We start from the raw sequence: 14908 nt of genomic DNA on the forward strand, positions 1-14908 counted from the left end.
GCGGAGCGTTCCCAGATCTGGAAACACTGGTAGGGGCCAGCAGGAAGCTCACCCACAGGCGCAGGCAAAAGGCCCGAAATTCCGGGTAGCGCCTTATGAGGCTTCTGAGGTTTGTAAATCGACGGCGCAGTAGATACGCCAGGGTTTCAAGCCACGCTTCCCGTCAAGACAGGTCCGAGCAGATCGCGCGATCAGCTTGGGTAGCGAGTTCAGGAGGTGAGGAATTGATTCGACCGTGCGGGCCAACCTGGTCGCCGAAGCGACCAAGCCGTCATCCTATGTTTGCTTATTCTTTCCCAACCGCCTCACGCCGGGCGAGGAAGTCATCCTCAAGCATCGCGTCGACCTCGGCGGGGGTGTCTTCCAATACCGGCGGCGCAGTCATATGGCCAGTGGAGAGTACAGGCTCATCCAATCGCCCCATTAGGTGTTCCAAGGCGTGGCTCATCTTGTCCGCAGCACCCTGTACCGCGAGGTCCAGCGCATCGGCCTTGTGGGTCACGGAAATGGGCGTATGCCCTTTTGGCCGCGCTTCGATCTGGCAACGTTTGTCCTGGGCGCCAGCCTTGCCAGCGTTCTCGTCACTCACGTGAATCTCTACCCGGGTCAGAAGGTCATCGAACCGCGCCAGGGTATCCTCGACAGTACTACTCACCCAATCGTGCAAGCCTACGCCGGCGTTCACCTGGTTGCTGTTGACCTGTACCTGCATGGCTGTTCTCCAATGGCTTCAGTAACTCTCACTGGTTTGGGCCAGGCGGGCAGCAAAGGGTTCCCCTTGGGTTGAGTTCGATTGGCCAGGCGCCAGGCCGGGCACCAACGGCCCCCGGGAAAGGTCTGTAACTTCAGGCCCTGAGGAGTAAGGACAATGGCGGATTCGCTGCACCATGCCTTGGAGAAGATGTACGAGAACCAGATCGCGCTGGCCGCCGCTATCGAGGAGCTCGCCCTGTGGATCGAGGTGCGCGGTGAGGATGCCGCCACCGCCGGCAGTGTGCGCGACGCCCTCGACACCCTCGAGCGCAACGCCGAGCCCTTGAGCCGCTGGATAGCAGCGCTACACAGCGGCGGCCCGGGTCACACCGGTCAGTAGCCTTCGGCAGCGAGAATGTCCTGCACCGAGCGCGATGCCGGGCGCCCGTAGAACTTGAGCAGTTCGGCGGCGCGGTTGGTGAAGATGCCGTCCACCCCTGCCTTTTTCACCTTCTCGAAGTCGACCGGTTCGTCCACGGTGTACACGTGCACTAACAGCCCCTTGGTGTGGGTGAGTTTGTTCATCCAGGGCTGCACCAGGTCCATGTAGCTCTGATCGCCGCCGTTGGTCAGCGCCGCGGACGGGCCAGTGCCGACGGCGCCTTGGGCCTTGGCGAAGTCGACCCACTGAGTGAAGGCTTCTTTGCTGGCCGGGCGCTGGCTGGCGTACCAGGTGGCCTTGTCCTTGGCACCGGATTCGGCGAACGGCACCGTGGATTCAGGCTCGATGCTGCCTTTGCCTACCCATAGCAACAACACCTTGGGCACTTTAGGCATTTCTTTGGCGAGCAGTTCCAGGCTGGCCTTTTCGAAGGTTTGCAGCACCACCCGGCGGCCGGCGGCGACCTCACCCGACGGCGTGAGCCAGCCGCGCTCGATCAGCTTGGCTTTCAAGTCTGCCTCGATGCCCGGGTACAGGTTGGGAACTTTGGTTTCGATGTAGAGCCCTGCCTTGTGCTGCGGGTCGGCTTCGGCGATGTCGATGATTTCGTCAAGGGTCAGTACCTTGGCGTTGACGAACCCGGCCCGCGCGCGGTCAGGGTGAGCGGCGTTGAACCAGCTGCCGGCATCCAGCTGCTTGAGTTCGGCCAGGGTGAATTCGCTGATTGGCTTGTCCCGACGGTCGGGGAAGCGGGCCGCGACGTCTGTGGTGCGCAGCAGGGTATCGTCATGGAAGCCCACCAGTTGCCCGTCCCGGGTGCGCTGCAGGTCCATTTCGAGGTAGTCCGCGCCAAGGTCGCGAGCGGCCAGGTACGCAGGTTTGGTAGCCTCGGGCGCGTCATAGCTGGCGCCGCGGTGGGCGATCACCGCCGGGTAGGCAACGTTTGCCTTCTTCGCCAGCAGCTCGGGCGACGGCGCGGCGGCGAATGCCGGCGCGGCCACCAAGGCCAGGCAGAACGCCGCGGTGGTCCACTGGTGTTTTCCAACCCTTTTCACAGGCTTTTCCTTTTCAAGTCATGGGCATTCGCCGGGCCTATCCTCAGGCCGGGCGTGGCGTTTACACGCCAGGCGTGAAGCATAGCGCAGCGGGGTGGCAGTAACGATGACAGGGTGGCCCGCCTGAGGATCAAAGGCGGCAACGTGCTACAGTCGCCGCCAGCCTTGGTAACCGAATTTGCTGTAGCTATGGACCGACACGACCTGAACGCTTCCCTCCCCGCCTGGAACGACACCCGCCTGGCCGGCCACTGCCCCGGCCTGCTGCTGGGCAACGGCGCCAGCCGGGCACTGTGGCGTGGCTTTGCCTATGACGCCTTGTTCGAGCTGGCGCAAAAGGTGCGCAATCGCCCGCTGGGGCAAACCGACCTGGCGCTGTTCAAGGCGCTCGGCAGCGAAAGCTTCGAGCAGGTGCTGAGCGCGCTCAACACCACCACACGGGTGAACGCAGCCTTGGCGATCGGCGCCTCCGGGCCGCTCAACCGTTATTACGCAATCAAGGAAGCGTTGATCCACGCCATGCGCAGCGTGCATCTGCCATGGCGGCTGCTGCCAGCGGCCACGCGCCTGGCGCTCAACACCGCGCTGCGTGAATACCGCTGTATCTATTCCAGCAACTACGACCTGCTGTGCCATTGGGCCGTCTGGGAGGCCCCTGAGGGCTTCGACGACCGACTGGATGTAGACACCGGCTTCGACCCGCGCCAGCCGGCAACCGGCGACCACCAGTTGTTCTACCTGCATGGCGGCCTGCACCTGCTCAAGGACCGCGACGGTGCCACCCGCCGCCGCGCGGCCGCCGGCAGCGAGCTGCTCGATGGCTTTGCGATCAACACCCCAGGCGACGTGCCGCTGTTCGTCAACGAGGGCCGCAGCGCGGATAAGCTGCGCGGCATCCGTGGTTCGGATTACCTCGCCAGTTGCCTGGCCGCGCTGGCCAGCCATCGAGGGCCGCTGTGCCTGTTCGGCCACCAGTTGGGCGCGCAAGACGCGCACCTGCTAGCGGCGCTGCGCCAGGCGCCGATCGGGCAGATGGCAGTGGCGATCTTCCCCCTCAGCGCGCCTTGGATACTCAGCCAGAAGCAGCACTACCAAGCGCTGCTGGGCGACCGGATGCAGCTGGAGTTCTTCGACGCGACCAGCCATCCACTGGGCGCGCCCTCGTTGCATATCCCTCGGGAAAAACCGAAGGCCGCGCGCTGATTCAGCCCAGCAGGCCGTCGGCTTGCAGCAGCGTTTCCAGGCAATGCTCGCGCACGCCGTAGAAGGCCTTGAGCGCCTGGATGCGCGCCAGGCGTGGCGCGGCGTCCACTGGGCCTGAGCGTTTTACCGCCAGGATCATCTTGTTCTTGCTGGTGTGCTCCAGCGAGACGAATTCGAACACCTTGGTTTCGTAGCCGCAGGCTTCCAGGTAGAGCGCGCGCAGGCTGTCGGTGAGCATTTCGGCCTGCTGGCCCAGGTGCAGGCCATATTGCAGCATCGGGCCAAGCGGTTCCGGGCTGCTCATCTGCGGCCGCAACTGCTTATGACAGCACGGGGAGCACATGATGATCGCCGCCTGGCTGCGGATACCCGTATGGATGGCATAGTCGGTGGCTACGTCGCAGGCATGCAGGGCGATCATCACTTCTATCCGCGCTGGCACCACTGAACGCACGTCGCCGTGCTCGAAGTGCAGCCCGGGATGATCGAGCTGGGCGGCGGCCTGGTTACACAACTGCACCATGTCCTGGCGCAGCTCCACCCCGGTCACCAGCGCCTCACGGCCCAGCCCATGGCGCAGGTAGTCATGGATGGCGAACGTCAGGTAGCCCTTGCCGGAACCGAAATCCGCCACCCGCACGGGCGCCTCGGCGGGCAAGCCGGCCTGCGTGAACGCATGGGCGAACACCTCGATGAACTTGTTGATCTGCTTCCACTTGCGCGACATCGCCGGCACCAACACGCCGTGGCGGTCAGTCACGCCGAGTGCGGCCAGGAACGGCCGGTCGAGGTCGAGCCAGCGCTGCTTGGCGCGGTCGTGCTCCGCTGAAGCCGGCGCCTGCACCTGCTCGGCCTTGCTGCGGTGGAGGCGCGCCTTCTTCTTGCCGAACTCCAGCTGCAGCGTTTCGTCCGTGGCCTGCAGGTGAGCATTGCGGAAACGCTCGGGCAATGCGCTGGCGATCTCCGCCAGGCCCTCATCCAACCCGTGATGGCGGGTGATGTCGCGGGTGCGGTAGCGCAACACAAAGCCCAGGCGCGCCTGGCCTTTTACCGTGAGCGGCTTGACCGTGATGCGCTCCAGGTCAGGTTCGCTGCCCACATGGCGCGCCAGCACGAGCTTTACCCAGCGGTTTTCAGCCAGCGCCGTGCGTAGGTGATCGAGGAAAACCTCCCGTGGATCGTCGGTGGGCAGAGGCGGAACAGGCGCGACAGGCATCAAGCGGATCTCGAAAAACAGCGGAGCGCCATTCTAGGCCAGCGCGGCTGAAACCGGAAAAAACTCCGCCGAACGCTGCCTGACTGGATCCGCCGCCACCAATGAGTTAAAACGGGCCCAAACAAAGGTAAGAATAATTACAAAAAAACGTTTACGACATCTGTCAGCCCCCCGCGGGCCCCGCCCAGGAAACCGATTCATGAAGAAGCTGTATCTGCTTGGCCTGGCCACTGCCCTGGCCTGCTCCCCGGCCCTGGCCGCTGACCAGGCCACCGCCGGCAGCAGCAAGGATGCGTTCATTACCGACCTGCTTGGGCGCATGACCCTCGATGAAAAGATCGGCCAGCTAAGGCTGATCAGCATCGGGCCGGAAATGACCCACGAACAGATCGCCAAGGAAATCGCTGCTGGCCACATCGGCGGCACCTTCAATTCGGTCACGCGCCCAGAAAACCGCCCCATGCAGGACGCGGCCATGAACAGCCGGCTGAAAATCCCGATGTTCTTCGCCTATGACGTGATCCACGGGCACCGCACGATTTTCCCCATCGGCCTGGGCCTGGCCTCGAGCTGGGACATGGATGCCATCGGCTTGAGTGCGCGCACCGCCGCCCGCGAAGCCGCCGCGGACAGCTTGGACATGACCTTCGGCCCCATGGTGGACATCTCCCGCGACCCGCGCTGGGGGCGCAGTAGCGAGGGCTTCGGCGAAGACACCTACCTGGTATCGCGGATCGCCAAGGTGATGGTCCAGGGCTACCAAGGCAAGGACGTGAGCGCCCCAGACAGCATCATGGCGGCGGTGAAGCACTTCGCCCTGTATGGCGGCGTCGAGGGTGGCCGGGACTACAACACCGTGGACATGAGCCCCAACCGCATGTACCAGGACTACCTGCCGCCTTATCGCGCCGCGCTGGATGCGGGGGCTGGCGGTGTGATGGTGGCGCTCAACTCCATCAACGGCGTGCCGGCCACCTCCAACACCTGGCTGATGCAGGACCTGCTGCGCAGAGACTGGGGGTTCAAGGGCCTGACCGTCAGCGACCATGGGGCGATCCTGGAGCTGGTCAAACACGGCGTGGCGCGCGATGGCCGGGAAGCGGCCAAGCTGGCGATCCATGCCGGTATCGACCTGAGCATGAACGACATGGTCTACGGCGCCGAATTGCCTGGGCTGGTGAAATCCGGCGAGGTGCCGGAAGCGGAAATCGACAACGCGGTACGCGAAGTGCTCTCGGCCAAGTACGACATGGGCCTGTTCGCCGACCCCTACCGGCGCTTGGGCAAGGCCGCTGAAGATCCAGCCGACACCAATGCCGAGAGCCGCCTTCACCGCGAAGAGTCGCGCTCCGTGGCGCGGCGCTCGATGGTGCTGCTCAAGAACGCGGGCAACACCCTGCCGCTGAAAAAGGCCGGCACCATCGCCGTGATCGGGCCATTGGCCGATGCGCCCATCGACATGATGGGCAGTTGGTCCGCCGCCGGCCAGCCGACACAGTCGGTGACCCTGCTGCGCGGTATCCGCGAAGCCGTCGGCAACCAGGCTCAGGTGGTCTACGCCAAAGGTGCCAACGTGACCAACGACCGCAACAGCGTCGCCTTCCTCAACCGGATCATCTTCGACCGCACCGAGGTCGAGATCGACCCAAGGCCTGCGCAGGAAATGATCGACGAAGCGCTCAAGGCCGCCGCCAACGCCGACGTGATCGTCGCCGCGGTGGGCGAATCGCGGGGCATGTCCCACGAGTCGGCCAGCCGTACCACGCTGGAGATCCCGCCCCCGCAGCGTGCCTTGCTCACCGCGTTACGTGCCACGGGCAAGCCGCTGGTGCTGGTGCTGATGAATGGCCGGCCGCTGTCGCTGGTGCGCGAGAACGAAGAAGCCGACGCGATGTTGGAAACCTGGTTCAGCGGCACTGAGGGCGGCCATGCCATCGCCGATCTGTTGTTCGGCGACTACAACCCATCAGGCAAGCTGCCGGTCACCTTCCCACGCTCGGTTGGCCAGGTGCCGATGTACTACAGCCACCTGACCATCGGCCGGCCGTTCACCCCCGGCAAGGCTGGCAACTACACGTCGCAGTATTTCGACGAAGACACCAGCCCGCTGTTCCCCTTCGGCTATGGGCTGAGCTACACCACGTTCGATGTGTCCGACGTGCGCCTGTCGGCCGACCGCATCAAGCGCGGCGACACCCTCAAGGCAAGCGTAACGGTGCGCAACAGCGGCAAGCGGGATGGCGAAACGGTGGTGCAGCTGTACCTGCACGACGTTACCGCCTCGATGGCGCGGCCGATCAAGGAGCTGAAGAACTTCCAGAAGGTCTTCCTCAAGGCCGGCGAGCGTAAGGAGGTTACCTTCACCCTGAGCGAAGACGACCTGAAGTTCTACAACATCAAGCTCGAGTACGCCGCCGAGCCGGGCGACTTCGACGTGCAGATCGGGTTGGATTCCCAGGATGTGAAACAGGCGCGCTTCGAGTTGCTGTAGTAGCCGGGGCCGGCCTCCGGCAAAGCCGGGTTCCATCAGGCCGGCGCCAACTTCTCCACGGCAGGGCCGTAGCATTCGGGCTTGCCCGCGATCAGACGAAACTCCGCGTAACGTCTGCCGCCGGCAAGCCGTGCTGCTAAGGTTAGCAGCTTGCGGGCAGCCCTAGAAATCCCACATGCCAGAGCCGTAGCAGCCGGGCTTGCCCCCGATCCAAACGCAGCGCCCTGTAACGCCTGCCTCCGGCAAGCGGTGCTGCTACGTGTTAGAGCACGGGCCCAACCACAGGGTCTCCTAAAGCGGCCAAACCCTGTGGGGCCGGCCTGCGCAAAGCTGGGTTCCATCAGGCCGGCGCCGCGTTCATCCGCGGGCTTGCGGCGTCATCTTCCGAACCCAACCCCGACGCCGCGATCAGCTCTCGCGTATACGGGTGCTCCGGGGCTGCGAATATACGGCGCGCCGGGCCCTGTTCCACCACCTGGCCGTTCTTCATCACGATCAGGTCATGGGCCAGCGCCCGTACCACGGCCAGGTCATGGCTGATGAACAGGTAGGTCAGGCCATGGCGGATCTGCAATGAGCGCAGCAATTCGATGACCTGTTTCTGCACGGTGCGGTCCAGCGCCGAGGTCGGTTCGTCGAGCAGTATCAAGGCCGGTTCCAGTACCAGTGCGCGGGCGATGGAAATGCGCTGGCGCTGGCCACCGGAAAACTCATGCGGGTAACGATGGCGGCTGGCCGGGTCCAGGCCCACCTCCCCAAGCACACGGATCACCGCCGCCTCGCGCTCGGCGGGTGTGCCGATGTTGTGGGTCAGCAGCCCCTCGGCAATGATCTGCTCCACCGACATGCGCGGGCTGAGGCTGCCGAACGGGTCTTGGAAAACCACTTGCATCTGCCGCCGCAGCGGGCGCATCCCTGCCTGGCTTTGCAGGGTCAACTGGGTGTTGCCGAAGCGCACGCTGCCCTCGCAGTCGACCAGGCGCAAAATGGCTTGCCCCAACGTCGATTTGCCCGAACCTGACTCCCCGACGATCCCTAGCGTTTTGCCCTTGAGCAAATCGAAGCTCACGCCATCCACCGCCTTGATGTACTCCCGCTCGCGCCTGAACAAAGGCTTGGGCAACGGGAACCACACCCGCAGGTCGTCGACCGTGAGCAGGAAGTGCTCGAACATCGCTGGCACCGGCCGGCCACTGGGCTCGGCTTCGATCAGCAAGCGGCTATAGGGGTGGCGTGGAAAACGAAACAGGTTCTCGCACGCGGCCTGCTCGACGATCTCCCCGGCGCGCATCACGCAAACGCGCTGGGCAATCCGCCGTACCAGGTTGAGGTCGTGGCTGATCAGCAGCAGCGACATGCCCAGGCGCGCCTGCAGGTCGCGCAGCAGCTCGAGGATTTTTTGCTGCACGGTAACGTCCAGCGCGGTGGTCGGCTCGTCCGCGATCAACAGGTCCGGCTCGTTGGCCAATGCCATGGCGATCATCACCCGCTGGCGCTGGCCGCCCGATAGCTGATGCGGATATGCCTTAAGGCGCTTGGCCGGTGCCTGGATGCCGACCATCTGCAGCAGCTCGAGCACCCGCGCCCGTGCCGCGCGCCCGCCCAGGCCCTTATGCACCGCAAGCACCTCGGCGATCTGTTTCTCCACCGTGTGCAAAGGGTTGAGCGAGGTCATCGGCTCTTGGAAGATCATCGCGATGCGGTTGCCGCGCAATGCCCGCAGTTGTTTATCGCTGGCGCCCACCAACTCCTTGCCTTCGAAGCGGATGCTGCCGCGAGTGCTTACGTTCGCGCCAGGCAACAAGCGCAGGATCGAATGCGCGGTAACGGACTTACCCGAGCCGGATTCACCCACCAGGGCCAGGCATTCACCGCGACGGATGTCCAGGTCCAGGCCATGGACTACTTCCTGTTCGCCGAAAGCGACCCTCAGGTTACGGATTTCGATCAGGTTGTTATGCATGTCAGCTCCTAGGGTCGAATGCATCGCGACAGCCCTCGCCGATAAACACCAGCAGCGACAGGATCAGCGCCAGGGCGAAGAAGGCCGTAAAGCCCAGCCACGGCGCCTGCAGGTTCTGCTTGGCCTCGCCGATCAGCTCGCCGAGCGAGGCGGTGCCGGCCGGCATGCCGAAGCCGAGAAAATCCAGCGCGGTCAGGGTCGAAATGGCCCCGGTAAGGATGAACGGCAGGTACGTGAGGGTGCTCGTCATAGCGTTGGGCAGGATATGCCGGCGCATTAGCTCGCCGTCGGTCAGGCCCAGGGCACGGGCGGCCTTCACGTATTCCAGGTTGCGCCCGCGCAGGAACTCCGCGCGCACCACGTCTACCAGTGCCAACCAGGAAAACAGCGCCATGATCCCTAGCAGCCACCAGAAGCTTGGGGCCACGAAACCGGACAGGATGATCAGCAGGTAGAGCACCGGCAGGCCCGACCAGATCTCCTGCAAGCGCTGGCCGAGCAAGTCCACCAGCCCGCCGTAGTATCCCTGGATGGCGCCGGCGAACACACCGATCAAGGTGCTGACAAGCGTTAACAGCAACGCGAAGAGGATCGACACGCGCGCGCCATACAATGCCCGGGCCAGCACGTCGCGGGCCTGGGCGTCGGTGCCCAGCCAATTCTGCGCGCTGGGCGGGCTGGGGGACGGCGCTGTCAGGTCCCAGTTCATCGACTCCGGCCCGAAGCGGATCGGCGGGAACAGCATCCAGCCCTGCTTGCTGGCGATCAGGTCGCGCACATATTGGCTGCCGTAGTCCGGCTCGAACGGCAGCTCGCCGCCAAAATCGGTTTCCTGATACTCATGCACGATGGGGTAATACATCCGCCCCTGATAACTCACCATCAAGGGCTTGTCGTTGGCCAGCAGCTCGGCGCACAGGCACACCACCAGCAGCGCAACGAACAGCCACAGTGACAGCCAGCCGCGGCGGTTGGCCCTGAACGCCACCAGCCGGCGCCTGCCGAGCGGGGAAAGTTGGAACATCAGGCGGCCCTCGCGGAGAAGTCGATACGTGGGTCGACCAGGGTGTAGCACAGGTCGCCCACCAGCTTGATCAGCAAGCCGAACAGGGTGAACAGGAACAAGGTGCCGAACACCACTGGGTAGTCCCGGCTCATCGCCGCGTCGTAACTCATGCGGCCGAGCCCATCGAGGTTGAACAGGGTTTCGATCAACAGGGAACCGGCGAAGAACACGTCGATCAAGGCTTGCGGAACGCCTGCCAGCACCAACAGCATCGCGTTGCGGAACACGTGCCCGTACAGCACTCGGCTGTCGGTCAGGCCCTTGGCCCTGGCGGTGGTGACGTACTGGCGGCTGATCTCGTTGAGAAAACTGTTCTTGGTCATGATGGTGAGGGTGGCGAAACCGCCGATCACCAACGCGCTGACCGGCAGCACCAGGTGCCACAGGTAGTCGCCTACCTTGCCCAGGGTCGAGAGCTGGTCGAAGCCCTCGGACACCAACCCCTGTACCGGGAACCAGCTCAGGTAGCTGCCACCGGCGAACACCACGATCAGCAATATCGCGAACAGGAACGCCGGCATGGCATAGCCAATGATGATGGCCGTGCTGGTCCACACATCGAAACGGCTGCCGTGGTGCACCGCCTTGCGGATGCCCAGCGGGATGGAAACGAGATAAGTGATCAGGGTCGCCCACAGGCCCAGGGAGAGGGTGGTGGGCAGCTTTTGCGCGATCAGTTCGGTCACTGGCGCACCGCGGAAGAAGCTGTTGCCGAAATCCAGCTGGGCATAGTGCTCGAGCATCAGCCACAAGCGCTCATGCAGAGGTTTGTCGAAGCCGTAGTGGCGCTTGATTTCCTCGATCAGGGCAGGGTCCAGGCCCTGGCTGGAGCGGCTGCCACTGCCGCCGGCCAGCTCCCCGCCGCCACCGCCCACCCCCTGCTTGCCGGCCCCTTGCAGGCGGGCGATGGCCTGGTCCACCGGCCCGCCCGGGGCTGCCTGCACAATGACGAAATTGACCACCAGGATGCACAACAGCGTAGGAACGATCAGAAACAGGCGACGCAGCGTATAGCGCAGCATTTCAGTGCTCCTCTCTTGAAGGCTGACCAGGGGTTTGTGCCAGGGCGCTCATCTGCAGGTGGGTCAGTGGCTTGGCGCTGACCTGCCACCAGGTATCGAGGCCCACGTCGTAGCTCGGCGACACCTTGGGCATGCCGAAGCGGTTGAGGTACACCGTGGGGGTGCCCTCGGAGTAGTAGTTCTGGATCGAGTAGTAACCCCACTGCAGCACCCGATCGAGGGCGCGTGCGTAGTGGATCATGTCGTTGCGCGTGTTGGCCTTCACCAGGCCATCGATCAGGCTGTCCACGGCAGGGTCCTTGAGCACCATGAAGTTGGAACTGCCCGGCTGGTCGGCGCTGGCCGAGCCGTACAGGCTGTACAGCTCGCGCCCGGGGGAGATGACCGGGTCGCCGCTGCGCGGGAAGCTGACCACGATCATGTCGTAGTCCCGGGCGTTCATCAGGTTGTTGTACTGGCCGCCATCGATGCGGCGCAGCTCGAGGTCGATGCCGATCTGCGCCAAGGTGCGCTTCATCGGCAGCACCAGGCGGTCGAACCCGCCCTGCCCGTCCAGGAAGGTGAACCTGAGCTGCTCGCCCTGGGCGTTGACCAAGCGGTTGTGCTCCGGGTGCCAACCGGCTTCGGCCAGCAGCTTGAGCGCTTGCAGTTGCTTGTCGCGGATGTAGCCGCTGCCGTCGGTCTTGGGCGATTGGTACACCTGGGTGAACACTTCATCAGGCACCTGCCCTCGCAACGGTTCCAGTATTGCCAGCTCCTGGGCGTCTGGCAGTTGGGTGGCGGCCATTTCGCTTTTGGGGAAATAGCTGCTCTGGCGGGTGTAGAAGCTGCGCATCATGTGCTGGTTGGCCCAGTCGAAGTCCCACAGCAAGGTCAGCGCCTGGCGTACCCGGCGATCCTGGAAGATCGGCCGCTTGAGGTTGAACACGAAGCCCTGCGCCGCCACTGGGCGCGGCCTGGCGAGGATCGCCCGCTGCAAGCGGCCGTCGGCAAGCACCGGGCTGTCATAGCCCACCACGTAGCCGCTGGACGAGAACTCGCGGTTGTAGTCGAACGCCTGCGCCTGAAGCAGTTGGCGAGCCACTTCGGTGTCGCCGTAGAAATTCACCGTGAGGGTGTCGAAGTTGTACAGCCCCCGGCTGACCGGCAGGTCCTTGGCCCACCAATCCTTCACCCGCTCGAAGGTCAGGCTGCGGCCGGGGTCCACCTTGGCGATGCGGTAGGGCCCACTGCCCAGGGGTGGGGTAAAGCCGCCACCGCCGGCAAAGTCATGAGCGCTCCAGTAATGCTCCGGCAGCACCCGCATGGAGGCCAGGTCCAGCGCCAGGGTGCGATTGAGGCTGTTCTTGAAGTTAAAACGCACCTGCCGCGGCCCCTCGACCACCACGTCCTGTACGTCCCCGTAGAGCAGCCGGTAGCTCAGGCTGGCCTTGGTCATCAGCAGGTTGTAGGTGTAGGCCACGTCTTGGGCGGTGATGGGCGCGCCATCGTGGAAGCGCGCCTTGGCGTTCAGGTAGAAGCGCACCCACATCCCGTTGGGGTCGCGCTCCATCTTTTCCGCCACCAGCCCATACACGGTGTACGGCTCGTCCAACGAGCGATAAGCCAGCGGCGAGTACAGCCAGGCGTCTACCTGGACCACCCCGGTGCCCTGGTCGCTGGAGGGCATGATGTAGTTGAACCGGGAGATTTCCTCGGAGGAGCGGCTCAACGAGCCGCCCTTGGGGGCATCGGGGTTTACGTAATCGAAATGCTCGAAGCCAGCCGGGTACTTGGGGGCCTCGCCATACACGGTCATGGCCGTGACCGTGGCCGCCTGGGCAAACGCCAGGCCAGCCAGGTAGAACGCTGCCGCCAGAATCAGGCGCAGCGCGTGAAAAGCGCGCAATGGCATGGGGTGCGATCCTCGAACGCGAACACTTTCAAACCTGGAAAAAACCCCGGCATGCACTGCCGGGGGTGCGATTCGCAGGCAATCGAACGGGCCGGAGCGTTGCCCGTCGACGGTGGCTCAGAAGTGGTACGTCGCCCTGGCGAACAGTGTCCGGCCCAGGGGGTCGGTGTAGCGTGGGTCGTAGCCGCTCTGGAAGGTGTAGTTCTGGTTGGAGAATGGCGGGTCGCGGTCGAGGATGTTCTTCACGCCCACATCCACGTCCAGCACCTTGCTGAAGGTGTAACCAGCGGCCAGGTCCCAGAGCATGTAGGACGCAACGCGATCGTTAGTGGTGCGGTCGTAGTCGTTGTAGCCGGAGGTGAAGCGGTTGGTGATCGAGGCGCGCGCCGGGCCGTAGGTCCAGGATCCGGTGATGTTGTGCTTCCAGCGCGCGGCCACGCCGTAGCCTTGGAAGTCCCCTACGCGGTCGATGTATGCCCCGCCGATGGTCTGCTGGTAGTCGTAGCGGGTGACGTAGGTGCCTTGCAGGTCCAGGCCGAACTGGCCGAAGCCGGTCTGCGGGAAGCGGTAGTTCAGGCTTACGTCCACGCCGCTGGTCTTGAGCTTACCGAGGTTGGCAAGGCCCGTGATGATGTGGTCGATGGAGCCATCGGCCGCGCGCACGATGCGGTCGGCGTACAGCTCGGGGTTGGCGAACACCTCGGATTCGGGGAACTCCTCGATCTGCCCGTTGATCTTGATCCACCAGAAGTCCAGGCCCATGGACAGGTTGCGCACAGGTTGATACACGAAGCCTGCGGTGACGTTGCGCGCGGTTTCAGGCTTGAGATCGCTATTGCCGCCGGTGTTGTTGAGGAACTGCTGGTTACAGTCCCGCCCACCATTGCCCCCTGGCTGCACCGTGCCGCCGGCGCACAGGCGCGGGTCGTTGTAGTTGCCTTGGGTGAAGGTGGTGTAGGTAGGGTTGTTCAGCTCATACAACGACGGGGCGCGGAAGCCTTCGCTGTAGGCACCCCGCATCACCAGTTCCTTGAACGGCTGGAAGCGGAACGAGTACTTGGGGTTGGTGGTGCTGCCAAAGTCGCTGTACTTGTCGTGGCGCACGGCGGCCGACAACTCCAGGCTGTCGAGCACCGGTACGTTGATCTCGGCGTATTCGGCGCTGATGCTGCGGTCGCCCGAGACCGAGCTGTTGGGGTCCACACCCAGGCTAGAGAGGTCGCCGGCGAAGTCCTCCACGGTTTCGTGGAATTTCTCCTTGCGGTACTCGCCGCCCAGGGCCAGGCCCACAGGGCCCGCGCCGAACCAGTCACCGATTTCCCGGGTGAGTTTGCCGTCCAGCGAACTGACCCGGCCGGTGGAAACCGCATAGGTGCCGTGGTAGGTGTTGGCGTCGATATATTCCTGGCCGGCGGCGGTTTGCGCGCCGAACGGGTTGAGCAGCCCGCTCTCGAGGCCGGCGATCATCGCCGCGTCGCTGACGTAGCCGCCAGTGACCTTGTTATATACCTGGTTCTGGTTGTAGCCGGCGCCCACGTTGTAGTCCCATCCGGCCACGGTGCCGTCGAAGGTGAGCTGGAAGCGCTGGCTGGTGTTCTGGTCTTTCGATTCGCGGTCGCCGGCCGCGGTTTCACGCCAGTTCACCCCCACCGGCTGGGTGGGGTCCAGGGTGAAATCGGTCGGCAGCGGGGTGATGCCGTTGCCTGGGTAGTATGGCGAGCTCGGCGACAGCGACAGCCCGGTCAAAGGCGCGGGTGCCACGCTGGTGATGTTGTTGTTGCGCGACCAGAAGTAATCGAGGCTGACGTTGTGGTCCTCGGCCAGCTTGCCAGTGGCCTTACCAAAGAACGAAGTGGCCTCGGT

Annotated in this window: 11 protein-coding genes; 3 read left to right on the plus strand and 8 right to left on the minus strand. The window is 64.1% G+C overall.

Going from position 1 to position 14908, the window contains the following annotated elements; translation table 11 throughout:
- Positions 1-286: 286 nt before the first annotated feature.
- A complete protein-coding gene (locus tag OGL93_RS17730) occupies positions 287-712 on the minus strand; it encodes an HPF/RaiA family ribosome-associated protein (RefSeq protein ID WP_263264112.1) in 426 nt (141 codons plus the stop codon).
- 156 nt (positions 713-868) lie between these two features.
- Here OGL93_RS17730 and OGL93_RS17735 point away from each other — a divergent pair, with 156 nt between their 5' ends.
- A complete protein-coding gene (locus tag OGL93_RS17735; RefSeq protein ID WP_263264113.1) occupies positions 869-1093 on the plus strand; it encodes a hypothetical protein in 225 nt (74 codons plus the stop codon).
- Here OGL93_RS17735 and OGL93_RS17740 read toward each other — a convergent pair.
- On the minus strand, positions 1087-2136 hold the full coding sequence (locus tag OGL93_RS17740; protein WP_263264133.1) for a glycerophosphodiester phosphodiesterase: 1050 nt from the start codon (positions 2134-2136) through the stop codon (positions 1087-1089). The two genes, OGL93_RS17735 and OGL93_RS17740, sit on opposite strands and share 7 nt — an antisense overlap.
- Before the next feature lie 243 nt (positions 2137-2379).
- Between OGL93_RS17740 and OGL93_RS17745 the strand changes: the two genes are divergently transcribed.
- The gene (locus OGL93_RS17745; protein ID WP_263264114.1) at positions 2380-3393 is read left to right on the plus strand and encodes a DUF4917 family protein; all 1014 of its coding nucleotides are present in this window, start codon (positions 2380-2382) and stop codon (positions 3391-3393) included.
- 1 nt (position 3394) lies between these two features.
- On the opposite strand, the gene OGL93_RS17750 is transcribed toward OGL93_RS17745, so the two are convergent.
- A complete protein-coding gene (locus OGL93_RS17750) occupies positions 3395-4609 on the minus strand; it encodes an SAM-dependent methyltransferase (RefSeq protein WP_263264115.1) in 1215 nt (404 codons plus the stop codon).
- A 199-nt stretch (positions 4610-4808) separates the two neighbouring features.
- Between OGL93_RS17750 and bglX the strand changes: the two genes are divergently transcribed.
- Positions 4809-7100 (plus strand): beta-glucosidase BglX, encoded by a 2292-nt coding sequence (gene bglX / locus OGL93_RS17755; protein WP_263264116.1) that lies wholly within the window; start codon positions 4809-4811, stop codon positions 7098-7100.
- 340 nt (positions 7101-7440) lie between these two features.
- Here bglX and OGL93_RS17760 read toward each other — a convergent pair whose 3' ends face one another.
- The 5 genes from OGL93_RS17760 to OGL93_RS17780 form a co-directional block, all read right to left on the minus strand.
- Positions 7441-9063 (minus strand): ABC transporter ATP-binding protein, encoded by a 1623-nt coding sequence (locus OGL93_RS17760; protein ID WP_263264117.1) that lies wholly within the window; start codon positions 9061-9063, stop codon positions 7441-7443.
- Between the two features lies 1 nt (position 9064).
- Complete coding sequence (locus tag OGL93_RS17765; RefSeq protein ID WP_263264118.1) at positions 9065-10087, minus strand: ABC transporter permease; 1023 nt, start codon at positions 10085-10087, stop codon at positions 9065-9067.
- A complete protein-coding gene (gene yejB, locus OGL93_RS17770; protein ID WP_263264119.1) occupies positions 10087-11151 on the minus strand; it encodes a microcin C ABC transporter permease YejB in 1065 nt (354 codons plus the stop codon). The genes OGL93_RS17765 and yejB overlap by 1 nt, the downstream gene beginning before the upstream one ends.
- Position 11152: 1 nt before the next feature.
- Positions 11153-13045: an extracellular solute-binding protein gene (locus tag OGL93_RS17775; RefSeq protein WP_263264120.1), complete on the minus strand. Its 1893-nt coding sequence runs from the start codon at positions 13043-13045 to the stop codon at positions 11153-11155.
- Positions 13046-13162: 117 nt separating this feature from the next.
- On the minus strand, positions 13163-14908 hold a 1746-nt coding region (locus OGL93_RS17780), incomplete at its 5' end, for a TonB-dependent receptor (protein ID WP_263264121.1).

The organism is Pseudomonas sp. RIT-PI-S (assembly GCF_025642975.1).
GTDB lineage: Bacteria > Pseudomonadota > Gammaproteobacteria > Pseudomonadales > Pseudomonadaceae > Aquipseudomonas.